Raw genomic sequence first — 15,855 nt, 5'->3', positions numbered from 1 at the left:
TCCCGCCCGAGTGAAGCAGACGGCTACTTGACCGTGTAGCCCGCCTTCTTCATGTCGGCGACGGAGGCCTCCTGCACGGTCTTCAGGGCGTCCTGGAACGAGGTCTTGTTCTGGACGGCCTTGCCGAAGGCGTCGGAGTAGGCGTTGAACGTGATGTTCGCGTTCGGGCCCCAGATGTCGAAGCCGCGGACGTGCGAGGCGAGCTGAGCCATGAGCGCGTTGTAGTCGGGCTGGGTGCTCATGAACGGCGGCGGCGTCTTCAGCGCCGGCAGCGACTGGTACTTCGCGGACGCCGGGAAGACCTGCGCCTTCGTGATGAGCAGGTCGATGCCCTTCTCGCTGTTGTTCATCCAGTCGACGAACTTGGCGGCCTCGGCGGGGTGCTTCGAGTTCGCGGTCACGCCCTCGACCTCACCGCCCCAGGTGCCGATCTGCTGGTCGCCCGCCGTCCACGACGGCACGGGGGCCGCCGCCCACTTGCCGGCCGTGTCGGGCGTGATGGAGGGCAGCTGGTTCGGCGCCCACTGCCCCGAGATCCAGCCCACGATGTTGCCGGTGTTCATGTCGGTGTTCCACTGGGTCGACCAGCTCGGCCCGGGCGCCACGAGGTCCTTCGTGAGCAGGTCCTGCCAGTAGTTCGCGACCTTCTGCGTCGCGGCGTCGTCGATGTCGACGGTCCAGGTCGAACCCTTCGCCGACCACCAGTTGGCGCCCGCCTGCTCGGCGAGGCCGGAGAACCACTCGGGGCTCGCGGCGTCGAAGTTGCTGATGTACTGCTTCGGGTTCTTGCCGTGGATGATCGCCGCGTCGGCCGCGAACTCGTCCCAGGTGGCCGGCGGCTTGGTGATGCCGGCCGCCTCGAAGAGGTCCTTGCGATAGAAGAACACGAGCGGGCAGATGTTCTGCGGCACGCCGTAGGTCTTGCCCTCGAACCGCACCCGGTCGAGCACGTTCTGCGAGTAGTTGTCGAGCGACGAGATGTACTTGTCGACGGGCACGATGACCTTGTTCGAGATCATCAGCGGGATCGCGGGGTACTCGATCTCCGCGATGTCGGGGTTGGTCCCCGCCTTGTTGTCGGTGATCAGCTTGTTGTAGAGCGTGTAGCCGGTGCCCGAGGGCTTGATGAGCTTGACCTGAATCTTGGGGTTGGCGGTGTTCCAGGCGTCGACCACCTTGTCCATGCCGTTGTCCCAGTTGACGAACGTCAGGTTCACGACGCCCGAGCCGTCGGACTGACCGCCGGAGGTCGAGCAGGCCGCGAGGCCGCCGAGCGCGACGAGGCCGGCGAGCGGGATCGCCAGGCCGCGCAGGAGCTTCTTGTTCACGTGGTGCATCTCCTTTGATGTGATGTCGCAAGGGTGCGGGGTTGGCACGCCGATGTGGGCGGAATGCGCATTCCAGTCGACCCTAGGATCGTCCGCATGCGCTGTCAAGGCGGGCGGCCGGTTCGTCCCCATCATCCGATGATGGCGTGGTGTGCGACCGGTCCAACCGTCTAGGGTCGGCATGGCAACCGCATTCCCACCGATGATCGGAGGACACCGCATGGCGCAGACGAGACAGCTGGGCGCGACCGGCATCGCCGTGACACGGATCTGCGCCGGCGCCGCCGCCTGGCGCGACGTCGACGATCCGCAGGGCGGCATCGCCCCCGCGGAGTCCGCCGCGCTCGCGGCCGCCCTCTTCCGTGATCGGACCGTGCGCTACCTCGACACCTCGAACAACTACGGCATCGGCGAGAGCGAGCGCCGGATCGGCGCCGCGATCCGCGCGAACGGCGGCCTGCCCCCGGGCTTCGTGCTGCAGACCAAGGCGGACCGGCATCCCGTGACCAACGACTTCTCGGGCAGCCGGATGCGCGCCTCGCTCGCGGAGAGCCTCGAGCGACTCGGGATCGAGCGACTGCCGATGGTCTTCCTGCACGATCCCGAGAACACCACGTGGGACCGGGCGATGGACGACGACGGCCCGGTTGCGGCGCTCGTGGCCGCGCGAGCCGAGGGGCTCATCGAGCACCTCGGCATCTCGGGCGGCCCGGTCGACCTGCTCACGCGCTTCGTCGAGACCGGCCACTTCGAGGCGCTCATCACCCACAACCGGCACACCCTCGTCGATCGCAGCGCCGAGTCGCTGATCGATCTCGCCGCCGCACGCGGCATGGGCGTGCTCAACGCGGCGCCCTACGGCGGCGGGATGCTGACGCGCTGGCCCGTGGCCCGCGAGCGTTACGCGTACGGGAACGGCGCACCCGCCCTCATCGCCGCCGCGAACGAGATGGGGCGCCTGTGCGCGGAATTCGACGTGCCCTTCGCCGCCGCCGCGCTGCAGTTCTCGACCCGGGACCCCCGCATCACCTCGACGATCGTCGGCATGCGCACCGTCGCCGACCTCGAGGCCTCGGTCGAACTCGACGAGGTCGACGTGCCCGACGAGCTGTGGAGCGCATTGCGCGCGGTCGAGCTCGATCCATCCACCTGGCAGGACGCGGCCCCCGCGGTCGGGCGCTAGCCGCATCCCGGCCCGCACCCGCGCCCCCGCCCGTGCGGCGCGAATCGTTCGTGGCGCGTCCTAAAGCGCACGCAGAAGCCAGCGGGCGGAGCGGGCGAGGAGCGCTCGCCGCTCCGGGCTGTCGTACGAGGCCGCGTCGTGTCCGAGGGCGTCGTATACGACGGGGGCCGACCCGGTCGTCCGCGTCCACAGCAGCGGGTGCCGCGCGCCGTCGTGCTCGTGCCAGACGAGCGGCTGCACGTCGGGCGCCACCCGCAGGTACGTGTAGCGCTCGTCGTCGACCTCGAAGTCGTGGACGCCCGCCACGATCGGGTGCGCGTCGGTCTCGACGTGGATGTGCGCGCGGCCGTAGTCGGGATGCATCGTCGTGCCGCGCACCCAGATGCCGCCGAGGATCCCCTCCCACTCCGGCACGAAGTGCAGACTCGTCGACGAGACGTGCAGGGCGAGCAGCGGGCGCCCGGCCGCGAGGTGCGCGAGCAGGCCCGCGCGAGAGGCCGCGTCGATCTCCGGCCCGGCGGGCTCGGGTTCGGCGCCGGGGGCGAACGGCGCGTCGGCGGCGCCGATGTTGACGACGAGCAGGTCGGGCGCGGTGATCGGAAGAGCCGAGAGAGCGGCGTCGACGTCCTCGGTCACCGTCGTGGCGATCCCGGCGCCCTCGAGCACCTCGGCGACGCGCGCGGAGGTTGCGGCGAACGGATGCCAGGGGTCGGCGTATCGACCGGAACCCGAGAGCAGCAACGCGTGCGACGACATGCGGGTCAGCGTAGTCGGACACCGCTTTCCCTCAGCAAATCCCTGGTGTTGCGGCGTGGATGTGCGCCGCTTCTGGCTAGAGTGATCCCACGCTTTCCCGAAGGGATGTCAGCGCCATGCCCGCCGAGCGCCGCTCCCACCCGGTCACGTTGGCCGACGTCGCCCGCCGCGCCGGGGTGTCGCAGTCGACGGCCTCCCGCGTGCTCAACGGCAGCGAGCGCACCGTCGGCGGCGAGCTGGCGCAGCGGGTGCTCGCGGCGGCCGACGAGCTGCGGTACTCCGCGAACGTGCAGGCGCAGGCGGTCGCCCGCGGCACGACCACCAACCTCGCGCTGCTCGTGAGCGACATCGCGACCGACTACTTCTCGTCGATGACGGCGGCCGTGATGTCGGCGGCCGAGCTGGCGGGCCTGCGGGTGACGATCGCCATCACCGAGCGCCGGCTCGAGCGCGAGATCGAGCTCGTGCGCGACCTGCGCGGCCAGCACGCCCGCGCGATCGTCCTCGCCGAGAGCGGCACCCGTTCGCGCGAAGGCGTCGAGCGGCTGCAGGACGAGCTGGAGGGCTACGAGGCGGCCGGCGGCAAGGTCGTCGTCGTCAGCCGCACGACGATGCCGTTCGACTTCGTCGACCTCGACAACTTCGGCGGCGCGCGCCGGCTGGCGGTGGCGCTCACCCGGCTGGGCTACAAGCGCTTCCACGTGCTCGGCGGCGACGAGGGCCTCGTGACGACGCGCGAGCGCATCGAGGGATTCCGCGACGGCCTCGCGGAGCGCGGGCTCGAGCTGCCCGACTCGGCCATCACGTTCTCCGACTTCAGCTGGGAGGGCGCGTTCGGAGCGGTCGGGGCGCTCGACGATGCCGTCCTCTCGAACACCCAGGCGCTGTTCGCGCTCAACGACGAGATGGCCCTCGGTGCGATCGCGGGCCTGCGTAATCGCGGGATGCGCGTGCCGGACGACATCGCGCTCGCGGGGTTCGACGACATCCGCACCCTGCGCAACGTCGTCCCGGGGCTCACGACCGTGCGGGTGCCGACGGCGCAGGTCGGCCGAGCCGTGGTCGAGCTCATCGCCGGTGGCGCGCAGAGCCCGACGACGGTGCCGGCGACCGTCGTCATCCGGGAGTCGACCCCGCGCCTCAACTAGCGCGGCGCAGCGGCGACCACGGACCGGTCAGGACTGCACAATGAGCTTGCGCACGAGGTACTCCTCGACCGCCTCGGGGCCGCCCTCGGACCCGTAGCCGCTCTCCTTGCGGCCACCGAAGAACGTATCGCGGGCACCGACGCCGAATCGGTTGACGCTGACCATGCCCACGTCGAGCCGGCCCGGGATGCGCAGCGCCCGCTCCGCCGATCCGGTGAACAGGTAGGCCCCCAGTCCGAACGGCAGCCGGTTGGCCCGCTCGATCACGTCAGACTCGTCGCGGAACGACGACACGGCGGCGATCGGACCGAACGGCTCCTCGTTCATCACGACGGCGTCCTCCGGCACGTCGGCCAGGAGAGTGGGGCGCCAGTAATAGCCGACCGAATCGTCGCCGACGCCCCCGGTGACCAGTCGCGCGCCCCGGGAGACGGCATCCCGCACGATGGGCTCCATCGCCGCGAAGCGACGTCCGTTCGCGAGCGGGCCCATGCCGACGCCCTCGGCGAACCCGTCGGCGACCGACACCCCGCCCAGCAGCTCGCCGAAGCGCTCGACGAAGCGCTCGTACACGTTCTCGTGCACGTAGAAGCGGATCGGCGATCCGCACGACTGACCGGTGTTGTGGATCTTGGCGCCCAGCGCCTGCTGGGCCACGGCATCCACATCGACGTCATCGAAGACGATGACCGGCGCGTGCCCGCCGAGTTCGAGCATGGTCGGCTTGGCGTGCTCCGCCGCCTGACGGGCGAGCAGCGTGCCGACGGCCGTGGAGCCGGTGAACGACACCTTGCGCATGACCGGCGAGGCGATCAGCCGCGACGAGATGCGGGCCGGATCGCCGAAGACCATGTTGAGCACGCCATCCGGGAGGCCGGCATCGGCGAGCGCATGCGCGAGCGCGACCGCGCTGGCGGGTGTCTCCTCCGCGGGCTTGATGACGACCGTGCAGCCGGCCGCGAGCGCCGCCGCCACCTTGCGACCCGGCACCGTGAGCGGGTAGTTCCAGGTCGTGAACGCGGCGACCGGGCCCACGGGCTCGCTCACCACCATCGTGCGACCGTCGGCGGCGGCCGTCGGGAGCACGTGGCCGAAGCGGCGGGGAGCGTCCGTGGCGAGGGAGTCCATGATGTCGGCCGTGTACGCGACCTCGTCGAGCGAGTCGCCGTAGGGCTTGCCGTTCTCGCGGGTCATCGCCTCGGCGATCGGCACCGCGCGATCGCGCAGCAACTGCGCGGCCCGCATGATGATCGCGGTGCGCGCGTGCGGACTCGTCTCGCGCCACTCGCGCCAGGTGCGTCCGGCGGCGTCGATGGCGGCGTCGACGTCGTCGTCGGTCGCGACGGCGACGCGGCCCACCGTCGCACGGGTGGCCGGATCCTCGACGTCGATCCCGTCGCGGGCGGAGGATGGGATCCACCGCCCGTCGACGAACAGCTCGCCGTCGGGGTTGCGGATCGTGTCGCCCATGTCGGACCTCCGTTGTTCGTGGCTCGACCGCAGCCTACGTCAGGCAAGCGCATTCCGGAGCACGGCTGCGCAACCGACTGCGTTAGAGACTCCGAGCGCGGGTTGGGTGGCAAGCGCTTGCCAGGCGCGATCATCCCTCCGCGGAAGCGTCGACGTCGCCGCCGCCAGCGGGAGGACCGGAGCTGTAGCCTGAACCCTAGGAGTGCTCAGATTCGACGAGTGCTTCACGACCGCGGGGAGTGGTGATCGTGACACGACGGCGTCGGCATGGGCAACGCGGCACGAGCCGGATCCGCGGCGGCCGCGCACTGTCGGTGGTGCTGGCCACCACCATCGCGGCGGCCGGCCTCACCCTGGGCCTCGCGACGGCGGGCGCCGGCCCAGCGGCCGCGGCCGCGAACGGCTGCGGCTACGCCGACACGTCCGCGAACAACGGCACGCACGCCTCGACCATCTGCTGGTTCGATTTCTCGGCGTTCGACGCGACCGAGGCGCGATCGACCGAGGGGCAGCCGATCGAGATCGCGCTCGATGGCGGGCTGGTCGCCGACTTCACCGTGAAGGTCACCAACCTGCCGAACTCCGTCCCCATGAACTTCGAGGCCCGGTCGACGCCCCTCGAGACGCGGTTCGCCTTCGGCACCGACGCCTACCGCGGCATCCCGGGGTTGAATGCGCTCTACAGTCTCGCCTCGCCGTCGGGGAACAAGGCGGCGAAGATCACGTTCGACGACATCCGGGTCACCGACGCGCAGGGCGATCCGGTCGCCGGGTACTCGTTCGTCGCCGCCGACGCGGAGGACAACGTCCGCGGAGAGTCGTTCGCGTGGAGCTCCGACAAGCCTCTGAACGAGATCGAACGGCTCGCCCCGAACGGCGGGTGGGGGTGCAAGAACCCGGTCGGCCTGGGGACGACGTCGGTCACCTGCGCGGGCACGGGCGTCGGCGGCACCACGATCGCCGGCGGCAAGTCGACGGCGCTGCTGGTCGCGGCCGACACGCCGACCACGTTCGCGACGACCTGGGTCACCAGCGCGCGCTCGGCGATCGCCATCGGCGTCCAGACCGCCAAGCTCACCGTCGTGAAGCAGGTCGCCAGCCGCATCGATCCCGCCGACTCCTTCACCGTGTCCGCCGAGGACTCGACCGGTGCGGTGGTGGGGCAGGCGACCACCGGCACCGCCGGCTCCGCGAGCACGCCCGGCCTGGTCGTGGCCCCCGGCTCCACGTACACCCTCGGCGAGTCCGCCGCAGACGGATCGGCGACCAACCTGGCCGATTACGTGACGCCGTCCTGGTCCTGCACCAACACCGCGGCGGGCAGCACCACCGTCCTGCCCTCCGGAACCGGCTCGACCACGACGGTGACCCCGGCCGCCGGCGACGACATCACGTGCACCGTGACGAACACCGCCAAGGCGACCGGCATCTCGTTGCAGAAGCTGGCCGCGCCGCCGGTCGACGCGAGCGGTGACGGCATCACCGACGCCGGCGACACCATCGTGTACTCCTTCGTGGTCACCAACACCGGGCAGACCGACATCGACACGGTCGCCATCGACGACCCCAAAGTCGGGACCGTCAGCTGTCCCCCGGCACCATCGCGCCGGCGGGCGTCACGACGTGCACGGCCGACGCTCCCTACGTCATCACGACGGCGGACGTGACGGCCGCGCATCCGCTCGGTTCCCCGGCCGTGCTGACCTCGAACGCGTCGTCGACGAGCACTCCCACGGTGACGCCGGAGCCGTCCATGACGCTCGTCAAGTCGGCCTCCCCGAGCGCGCAGGCGGACTTCACCGAGGGGCAGATCGTCACCTACTCCTTCGTGGTCACGAACACCGGCAATGTGCCGCTTGCCGACGTCGCCGTGCAGGACACCGCCTTCACGGGGACCGGCACGCTGCCGAGCCCGGCCTGCCCGGCCGGCGCCGCGTTCCTGGCCCCCGGTGCGCAGGTCGTCTGCACGGCCTCGTACACACTGACCCAGCTCGACATCGACGCCGGCTCCGTGACCAACACCGCGTCCGTGACCGCGGACCCGCCCGGTCTCACGCCGCCGCCTCCGCCGACGACCTCGACGGTGACCATTCCGCAGCTCGCGGCACCCGCGGTGTCACTCGTGAAGTCCACGCCCGTCACGGCGATCACGGCCGCCGGACAGGTGGTCGACTACAGCTTCTCCGTGACCAACACGGGCAACACCACCCTGACCGACCCGGAGGTGATCGAGGGATCGTTCAGCGGTGTCGGAACGGTCTCCACGCCGGACTGCCCGGCCGGCGCGAGCCCGCTGCTGCCGGGCCAGGTCGTCGTCTGCACGGCCTCCTACACGGTGCGGGCCGGCGATCTGACGGGTCGGCCGCTGGTCAACACGGCGACGGTCACCGCGACGGCACCTGGTGGAGGGTCCGTCGACTCCGACCCCTCGACCGCGCGGGTCGATGACGTGGCGGACGTGCCGCCCGGCACCGGGCCGGCGGGTCTCGCCATCACCGGAATGACGGTCGGCGGCACGGTCGCTGCGGCGGCAGTGCTCCTCATCGCCGGGCTCGCGCTGTTCTTCGTCCGGCGTCGGCGGCGAGCCGTCGAGTAGCCGGCGCTCCACTCGATCCTGACGGAAGGTCCATCGATGGCGAATGCAGCAGCGGGCTGGTACGACGACGGGTCCGGCACGGGCGCCAAGCGCTGGTGGGACGGCAACGCCTGGACCGAACAGCGGCAAGGGCCTGCAGCCGTCGACAGCCCTGCGACGCTGATCGAGCACATCAAGACCGAGGCGAGCGCCGGCGGCCAACCGCGCCCCGCAGCGAGCGGGATGAGCTATGTCGTGCTCCAGGTCGTGCTGAAGGAGAAACTCTGGGGAACGGGCTCGGGCAATCTCACGGAGCTCGAGAAGGCCATCAACTCCCAGGCCGCCCTCGGCTACCGACTCCACACGATCACGACGGCGGCTTCGGGCAGCAAGGGCATCGGTGGCGGAGACCGCATCCAGGCGACGCTGGTCTTCGAGCGGCTGACCTGAGGTCCGCCCGGGCACCGGCCATCTCGTCACCTCGCGAGTCGCCGCCCACGGCCGAGCGGCCCGAGGGATCTCTCGCGCGAGCAGGGTCCCCGCAAAGCCCAACAGGCTCCCGGCGACGTGCGATGTGCGAACCGTGCAGCATCGAGCTCGGATGATCGGAGCGCGCTGACCCCGTGGGATGCGTAGGATCGCGCCACAGGGTCATCGCGGCTCTCGAGAGACGAGGACCATCATGGGCGAGAAATCCGCACGCAAGAACACCACGAAGACGGCGGCGTCCAAGACGTTGAAAGAGAAGCGTCTTGCCAAGCAGGACAAGCGCGCGAGCGACGACCGCGCCGCACGCGCCACCGACGCCGTGACGAAGGTGACGCACAAGTAGCCGCCGGCGGCAGTCCCCGATCCTGAATGCAGGGATCGGGCGGCTGCTCACGCCCGAGCGCCGTCAGCGCGTGCAGATCAGCCTTGCGATCCGGGGCCTGTCAATCTGTCAATTCGATGACGTGCTCGGCGGGCGCGATCGCCTCCTCGTCCGAGGTCGCCACGATCGCGATCGCCCCGCGCCGGGTCGCGTTGGCCACCTGGCCCCACACGACCGCGCTGCTGGCCATGTCGAGCTCGCTCGTCGGGTCGTCGAGGCACAAGAGCATCGGCTCGCCGATGAGCGCCCGCGCGACCGCCACACGTTGCTGCTGTCCGCCCGAGAGCTGTTCGAGCAGGTTGTGCCAGCTCGACTCCGGCAGGCGCAGAGCGGCGAGCAGCCGTTCGATCGCCGACCAGTCCGACGCGCGGTAGCCGCCCCGGGCGAGGAGCCGCACGGCGACGTTCTCGGCGGCGCTCAGACTTCCGATCAGCTCGTGCCGCTGCGTGACGATCCCGACCGCGGCGGGGTCGACGGGCGAGTCGTCCAGCAGGATGCGACCACCGGTGAGCGGCCGGGAGCCGACGACCGCCTCGAGCAGGGCTCGGCACGCGCTCGAGGCACCGGTGAGCGCGACGGTCGATCCCGGCGCGACGCTCAGGTCGAGGTCGCTCACGACCTCGGCTCCGGCGCGGAGCACCGTCGCGCGGTCGAACCGCAGACCCTCAGTCATGGTCGCCTCCGGTCTCGGCCCCGCGGATGCGGAGCTCGCCCGGCGCGACGGCGTCGATCGACACCAGCCGTCCGGAGCCCCACTCGGCTCGCAGCGCCTCGGGGAGCGGGATCGAGCCGTCGGCTCCGATGACGGCGTACCGGCCGGCGGCGGTGGCCTCCTCGCCGATCCGCCCGTCACGCAGGTGGATGCTGCGCTGCATCCGCGCGGCCACCAGTTCGTCATGCGTGACGAGCAGCACCGCGGTGCCCTGCTGGTCGGCGATCTCGACGAGCAGATCGAGCAGCCGGTCGCGGTCCGCATCGTCGAGCTGGCTCGTCGGCTCATCGGCTAGGAGCAGCCGGGGCCGGGTCGACATCGCGACGGCGAGGGCGAGCATCTGCTGCTCGGCCGGGCTCATCTCCCGCACCGGACGGTCGTCGGCGCGGAGCCCGGCCGCATCCAGGAGCTGATCGGCCACCCGGGTGCTGCCGCTCGGGATCCCCCGCAGCGCCCACTCGACGTTCGCGCCCGCCCCTCGTGCAGCAGCAGGTTCGTGGACGCTCCCTGCAGCATGAGCCCGAGCGTGCCGGCTCGCAGTCGACGCAGGTTACGCTCTCGGGCGTTGCCGAGGTCCGTGCCGAAGACCGCGACCGTGCCGGCCGAGGGCCGCATGATGCCGGCGACGACGGTGAGCAGCGTCGACTTGCCGGATCCCGACGGACCCAGCAGCGCGACGCGCTGGCCGGGCTCGACCTCGAGGTCGATGCCGCGCAGCGCGGCCACATCGGTTCCGGCCTCGCGGTAGACGTGCACGAGCCCCGCGCACCGCAGGGCCGGGACGTCGGCGGCCGCGGCGGGCGGGCGTCTCGCGAGGGGGCGCTCATCGCGACCTCCCGCCCCGCAGCTCCAGGCGCGCCCCGACCTCCGCGATGACCGCGATCAGCAACAGCACGCCCGCTACGGTCGCGGCCAGAGGAAGGGGCGCGAGCGCGTAGTCCGGCGGGGGAACCGCGCCATCGCCGCGGGTGAGCGGCAGGTGCGGCACCGTCAGGACGAACGCGACCACGCCGGCACCCACGCCGAGCACCGCGGCGAGCCCGATCGGCACGAGCGTCTCGACGGCGGCCACCCTGCGGAGCAGCCGTCGGGGCACACCCGCGGTGCGCAGCGAATCCCAGTCCCGGCGGCGTCCGGCGGCGCCGACCATGCGGATGGCGATGACGCCGAGCAGCGAGAGCAGCAGGGCACCCGCTCCCACCGCGAGGCCGAGCCGGGCGGACCTCGGCGACGCCTCACTCGCGAACCGGTCCTCGACGCTGCGGAGCGTCGTGCGCCCGGTGACTCGGATGTGATCGCGAGCCAGCGCCGCCATCACCTCGGGGTGGGCACCCGGAGCCAGCCACACCTCGTCGCTCGCGGCGCTTTGCGCGGGATCAGCCACCCGATCCGCGACCGCCAGATCGACCACCGCACCGTCGCCCAGCATCCGGGGCAGGATGCGCGCGCGCTGCACCTCCTGCAGCAGAAGCCTGCTCTGGTCGAGCCCCGCCCCCACGAACGCGTGCGGGATTCCCGGATACCGGGTGAGCTGGGTCGACGGTCCGACGATCGCCGGGAGGGGTTCGGGGGCGTCCTTCGGCGCCATGCTCGCTGTGTCGCCCTGCCCGCCGGTGAACAGGACGCCGAGGCCATCCGGCCGGCTTCTGATGACGGCTCCCGGCGTCAGGACCGAGTCGGAGCCCTCACCGATGCGGTTGCGCCACCTGTCCGCGTCGAGCCAGGGCGACAGCCGGGAAGCCGGCTGCGCGTCGGTCGAGAATCCGGTGATCGTCATGGCCGTCGCGAAGGATGAGGCGTCGGAGCCGTCGCGGCGCTCGCCGAGCCAGACCACCCGGCATCCATCGGCGCAGGGGACCGCATGCGGTGCGCTGACGAGCGTGCCGTCGTGCGGTGCGCCGAACGAGACGGTGTGCCAGCCGGTCGCGTTCTGCACGACCATCGTGAGGAAGGGCCCGGTCGCATCCGGCGGCGCATCCCCGACGTCGCTCACGCGGGCGAGCTCGATCGAGATCTGCGTGCCGGTGACCGTCATCGACGCGCCCGCCGGCGGCGCCAGCTCCGCGCGCAGCTTCGCCGCGCCCAACCCGCTCCACGCCGGCTCCCACGAGGAGACCGCCGTCAGTCGGGAGGCGTCGAGCGCGACCAGCGACGGAGCGTCGCCGCGGCTCGGCAGAAGCTCGACGGCCATGGCCTGCGTGCCGCTCGGATCGGCGCGCCTGACCGCCTGGAGGAAGTCGACATCCGAGGGCACCGAGACCGTCACCGCCTGGCTCGCACCCAGGTACGCGGCCGCACGATCATCCTGCAGACGATCCGCCACGACCGCCGTCTGGGCGGAGTAGGTGACGACGGCGAGTCCCATCGTCACCATCACCGCGACGTACAGCGCCGACGGCGCTCGACCGAGCCGCCGACCGACGAGCAGCCCGGTCAGCGACCTCGGCGCCTTTCGCGTGACCCGCCGGATGAGCGCGATGGCCAGCCGCAGGCCGACGATGCCGATGAGGACCGCGACGACCGCCGGTGCGAGCAACGTTACCTGCGGGCCGGTGATGCTGGTCTGCGACACGAGCGAGTACACGACCACAAGCGCGAGCAGCACGATCGCGGTCTGCCCGATGAGGGCCACACGCGAGATCGTGCGCGGCTCGGCGGTCTCGCGCAGCAGGACGGAGAGCGGGAGCCGGGCGGACCGCACGCTCGCCGCCACCAGTGCCACCAGCGACCCCACGACGGACAGCACGGCGGCGCCGATCACCAGCGGCTGGAGCGGCTCCACGGTGGCGGCGGGGCCCATGACCGCGCCCGCCGCCAGCTGAGCGGCGGCCACTCCGACCACGGCGCCGACGGCGCATCCGGCGATCACCGCGACCGCCGGCTCGACGAAGACGGACGCGAGCCACCGGCCCCGCGGCAGTCCCCGAAGCCGAGCGAGCCCCCATTCGCCCGCTCGATCGCGCCCGATCCGCTGCACGAGCAGGGCCTCGGCGAACCAGGCCAGTCCGAGCGCCTCGAGAGCGGCGACGGCGAGCAGGGTCGCGGCGGCGTCGCGCTGCGGCTCGACCCCGTCCACGACGTCCAGGATGTGGGAGGTGACGCGGGTGCCGGCCGCGGCGCTGACGGCCGTGAGGGTCTCGTCCTGGGCGCGCTGGATGTCCGCCCGGATGCCGGACACGTCATCCAGTGTCACGTCGCGGCGCAGGACGCGGACCGAGGAGGCGGTTCCGTCGACGTTCAGGCGACCGAACTGCCCGAGCGTGACCACCAGATCCGGTGCCGCGGGGCTATCGGTGTGCCGGCTCAGCCGAGACGGGCCCTTCAGGACGGCGCCCATGCCGCTGCGGTCGTCGTAGATGCCGACCACTCTCAACGTCACGGCGGTCGGCGTCTTCAACCTGAGGGACGCGCCCACCTTCACCGTGGTGCCCGCGGTGCTTCGAGCCACCGCGATCTCGCTGTTGCGCGTCGGGCACCGACCGGAGACGAACGTGGTGCCCCGGCACGAGGTCTGGGGTGCCGCGACGGCCGCGGTCCCCCGCGCGCTCGCCCGACCCCTCAGGGCCCAGGAGTACTCCGTGCTCGAATCCACCGCGCGGAACGGCGGCGCCCAGACGCTCCCGTGCACCGCGTTCGTGACCGCCTCGACCGAGACGAGGCCGCTCTGGGCCGATCCGCCCGGCACGTCGGCCGCCGCCACGATCGCCGTGCGCTCGATCCCGGCCCGGTGCACCGCCTGCGCGAGCGTGACCTCGTCGACGGCGCGAACCAGCAGAGGCGCGAGCACGGAGAGGACCATGGCGATCGCCGACAGCGTCACGAGCCACACGAACGAGGCAGGCCGACGCCGCACGCTGCTGACCCAGAACACGGATCGACCTGCCGGCATTCGCACCCCTTGCGCGCTCAGCCACGATTTCCGCGTCAGCTTAGGGGAGCGAGCGTCTCCGGTCATTGTGTGACGACGATTTCTCGCCGCGGGATCATGGGTCGCGCGGTGGATTTCCGCGCGACCCATGCCGCGATGGCCTTACGCCCCCAGCGAGATGATCCCCGCCTCCACGGGCCCGGACTTCCCGTACTGTGCGCCGGTGATGACGAACACCAGACCGGGCTCCGGCGGACGACCGGGACCGACCAGCGGGATCGTGTACCGGCTGTAGCCGGCGGGCATCGGCGACGAGAAGCGCGTCCACGCTCCCGGATCGCCGAGCGCCCGGTTGATCATGAAATCCTGATCGTCGTTGTCGGTGACGATGATCGTGCCGTTCTTGCCACCGGAGGGCGACCACGAGACGACGGGCGCCCCGTTCGGCACGGCACCCGTCGACGGCACCAGCGCCATGTCCTGCGAGAACCGGAACGACTCCGGATCGCGCGCGAGCCGGTAGTGGATCGGGTACGAGTAGTCGTCGCGCTGCGGGTTCTCCGGATCGTCGGGGACGCCGTACTCGTAGGTCATGATCCACAGGTCGCCCCGGATCTGCGCGATCGTCGTCATGCCGGGGCGGTTCGCGTACGTTGTACCGGTCGCGTCGTTCACCACCGGACCCCAGGTGCGCAGATCTCTGCTCGTCTGGTGCGCGAGCTTCTGCCCGAAGTCCGGGTCGCGCTGATCGGAGTAGTAGCAGACGAGGTTGTCCTGGTGCAGCAGCAGGAACGGCTCCCACACCGGCGTCGCGCCGTTCGTCGTGTCGGGCGGGCCGCCCTGCGCCACCGTGCTCAGGAACTGCCAGGTCATCCCCTCATCCGTGCTCGCATACAGCTGGATGTTGGTGCTCGAGAAGTTGGCGAAGGTGTTGCACGAGAACAGCAGCGCCCCTTCGGCAGACCGGCGAACGCCCGCGGCAGTTCGTAGAGGAACGGCTGCAGCGCGAAGCCGTTGACCGGGATGGTGCTCTGCAGCGCCCACGTCCGGCCCTCGTCCTCGCTGCGGTACAGCGGGAACCCCGCTCCTCCGGCGCCCTGGTACGTCGCGAGCAGCGTCCGCGACCGCCCGGGCTGCCGGGCGCTCAGCTGCACGGCGCGGGCGTACGACGTCCGGCCGTTCTGACCGGCCACCACGACGGGCCCGAAGGGCGACTCGGTGATAGGCGTGCCGGGACCGCCCGGCGCCGCGGCCGGTCTGGCATCGGCGAACGCCGGCGCCCCGAGACCGAACGTCAAGCCCGCTGCCGCGGCCGCTCCCGCGCCGAGCAGTGCCCGTCGCGTGACCTGCGCACCCCGACCCTGATCGCTCGCGTCGCGAGCATCGTGGATTCCCATCTACTGCCTCCCCAGTGAAGCCCCGCCCCGGCCCGTACAACGATGCACATGACCCCCGAAGGAGGGGCGATCGCAGGTTAAGCCCGCATCGTTGCTTGCCTCAAGCACATGAGATGACGCTCATGCCGGGAACGCTCATGTGCTAGCCGAAGAGGTGGGCTCCGATCGGGATGGTGCCGAACCAGAGAAAGATCGGCCCGAGCGTCAGCATGAACGCCACACCGGCGAAGATCAGCGCGGCCTTGAGGGCCCGGATGCGGCGCCGCGCGACGTCGACGATCGCGACGACCGCACCGATGACCGAGAGGACGATCACGACTGCTTCGGTGAGGAGGGCGAGCGGAAACAGCGCGTAGAGCTGACCCTCCGCGTGGAACAGGTAGTCGGGAACGCGCATCCAGGCGCAGGTGAAGGTCCAGAGCCCCACCGAGACGAGTACGAAGACCGCTCCGAGACTGACCCGCGATGTGCGTGCTGCCTGCGCCTGCATGGTCCCATTAGAGCAATGAAGGTGGGATTTCGGCGCGGGCGACGGACGGATGACTGA

At 71.3% G+C, this 15,855-nt stretch carries 16 protein-coding genes; 6 read left to right on the top strand and 10 right to left on the bottom strand.

Translation table 11 applies throughout. From position 1 onward, the window contains the following. Nucleotides 1-23 precede the first annotated feature (23 nt). Nucleotides 24-1,328, bottom strand: a complete 1,305-nt coding sequence (locus tag QQK35_RS11095) for an ABC transporter substrate-binding protein (protein ID WP_284254224.1) — start codon at nt 1,326-1,328, stop codon at nt 24-26. Nucleotides 1,329-1,548: 220 nt separating this feature from the next. On the opposite strand from QQK35_RS11095, the gene QQK35_RS11090 reads away from it, so the two are divergent. Continuing rightward, nucleotides 1,549-2,511: an aldo/keto reductase gene (locus tag QQK35_RS11090; RefSeq protein ID WP_284254223.1), complete on the top strand. Its 963-nt coding sequence runs from the start codon at nt 1,549-1,551 to the stop codon at nt 2,509-2,511. Between the two features lie 60 nt (nt 2,512-2,571). Here the strand turns inward: QQK35_RS11090 and QQK35_RS11085 are convergent, their stop codons facing one another. Beyond that, complete coding sequence (locus tag QQK35_RS11085; protein WP_284254222.1) at nt 2,572-3,267, bottom strand: ThuA domain-containing protein; 696 nt, start codon at nt 3,265-3,267, stop codon at nt 2,572-2,574. A gap of 116 nt (nt 3,268-3,383) precedes the next feature. Between QQK35_RS11085 and QQK35_RS11080 the strand changes: the two genes are divergently transcribed. Next, nucleotides 3,384-4,415, top strand: a complete 1,032-nt coding sequence (locus QQK35_RS11080) for a LacI family DNA-binding transcriptional regulator (protein ID WP_284254221.1) — start codon at nt 3,384-3,386, stop codon at nt 4,413-4,415. A 27-nt stretch (nt 4,416-4,442) separates the two neighbouring features. Here QQK35_RS11080 and QQK35_RS11075 read toward each other — a convergent pair whose 3' ends face one another. After that, nucleotides 4,443-5,885 carry an NAD-dependent succinate-semialdehyde dehydrogenase gene (locus tag QQK35_RS11075; protein WP_284254220.1) on the bottom strand — a complete coding sequence of 481 codons (1,443 nt, stop codon included), beginning with the start codon at nt 5,883-5,885 and terminating at the stop codon, nt 4,443-4,445. Between the two features lie 317 nt (nt 5,886-6,202). On the opposite strand from QQK35_RS11075, the gene QQK35_RS11070 reads away from it, so the two are divergent. The 4 genes from QQK35_RS11070 (at nt 6,203) to QQK35_RS11055 (ending at nt 9,292) form a co-directional block, all read left to right on the top strand. Then, on the top strand, nt 6,203-7,552 hold the full coding sequence (locus QQK35_RS11070) for a CshA/CshB family fibrillar adhesin-related protein (RefSeq protein ID WP_284254219.1): 1,350 nt from the start codon (nt 6,203-6,205) through the stop codon (nt 7,550-7,552). Further along, complete coding sequence (locus QQK35_RS11065; protein WP_284254218.1) at nt 7,549-8,481, top strand: DUF7507 domain-containing protein; 933 nt, start codon at nt 7,549-7,551, stop codon at nt 8,479-8,481. The genes QQK35_RS11070 and QQK35_RS11065 overlap by 4 nt, the downstream gene beginning before the upstream one ends. Before the next feature lie 36 nt (nt 8,482-8,517). Further along, nucleotides 8,518-8,910 carry a DUF2510 domain-containing protein gene (locus tag QQK35_RS11060; protein WP_284254217.1) on the top strand — a complete coding sequence of 131 codons (393 nt, stop codon included), beginning with the start codon at nt 8,518-8,520 and terminating at the stop codon, nt 8,908-8,910. A 232-nt stretch (nt 8,911-9,142) separates the two neighbouring features. Next, nucleotides 9,143-9,292 carry a hypothetical protein gene (locus QQK35_RS11055; protein ID WP_284254216.1) on the top strand — a complete coding sequence of 50 codons (150 nt, stop codon included), beginning with the start codon at nt 9,143-9,145 and terminating at the stop codon, nt 9,290-9,292. 100 nt (nt 9,293-9,392) lie between these two features. Here the strand turns inward: QQK35_RS11055 and QQK35_RS11050 are convergent, their stop codons facing one another. From QQK35_RS11050 to QQK35_RS11020, 7 genes are all read right to left on the bottom strand, one after another. Then, complete coding sequence (locus QQK35_RS11050) at nt 9,393-10,004, bottom strand: ATP-binding cassette domain-containing protein (protein WP_284254215.1); 612 nt, start codon at nt 10,002-10,004, stop codon at nt 9,393-9,395. Then, nucleotides 9,997-10,464, bottom strand: coding sequence for an ATP-binding cassette domain-containing protein (locus tag QQK35_RS11045; protein WP_284254214.1), 468 nt, complete (start codon nt 10,462-10,464; stop codon nt 9,997-9,999). The genes QQK35_RS11050 and QQK35_RS11045 overlap by 8 nt, the downstream gene beginning before the upstream one ends. Further along, nucleotides 10,401-10,799 carry an ATP-binding cassette domain-containing protein gene (locus tag QQK35_RS11040; RefSeq protein ID WP_284254213.1) on the bottom strand — a complete coding sequence of 133 codons (399 nt, stop codon included), beginning with the start codon at nt 10,797-10,799 and terminating at the stop codon, nt 10,401-10,403. The genes QQK35_RS11045 and QQK35_RS11040 overlap by 64 nt, the downstream gene beginning before the upstream one ends. A gap of 67 nt (nt 10,800-10,866) precedes the next feature. Beyond that, on the bottom strand, nt 10,867-13,932 hold the full coding sequence (locus tag QQK35_RS11035; RefSeq protein ID WP_284254212.1) for an FtsX-like permease family protein: 3,066 nt from the start codon (nt 13,930-13,932) through the stop codon (nt 10,867-10,869). 141 nt (nt 13,933-14,073) lie between these two features. Next, nucleotides 14,074-14,784 (bottom strand): hypothetical protein, encoded by a 711-nt coding sequence (locus QQK35_RS11030; protein ID WP_284254211.1) that lies wholly within the window; start codon nt 14,782-14,784, stop codon nt 14,074-14,076. After that, nucleotides 14,781-15,308 carry a hypothetical protein gene (locus QQK35_RS11025; RefSeq protein ID WP_284254210.1) on the bottom strand — a complete coding sequence of 176 codons (528 nt, stop codon included), beginning with the start codon at nt 15,306-15,308 and terminating at the stop codon, nt 14,781-14,783. The genes QQK35_RS11030 and QQK35_RS11025 overlap by 4 nt, the downstream gene beginning before the upstream one ends. A gap of 142 nt (nt 15,309-15,450) precedes the next feature. Continuing rightward, complete coding sequence (locus QQK35_RS11020) at nt 15,451-15,798, bottom strand: hypothetical protein (protein ID WP_284254209.1); 348 nt, start codon at nt 15,796-15,798, stop codon at nt 15,451-15,453. Nucleotides 15,799-15,855 lie beyond the last annotated feature (57 nt).

The organism is Pseudolysinimonas kribbensis (genome assembly GCF_030161895.1).
Classification (GTDB): domain Bacteria; phylum Actinomycetota; class Actinomycetes; order Actinomycetales; family Microbacteriaceae; genus Pseudolysinimonas; species Pseudolysinimonas kribbensis.
Note: the sequence above shows the minus strand (reverse complement) of the source record. Positions and strands in the feature narration are given on the sequence as shown.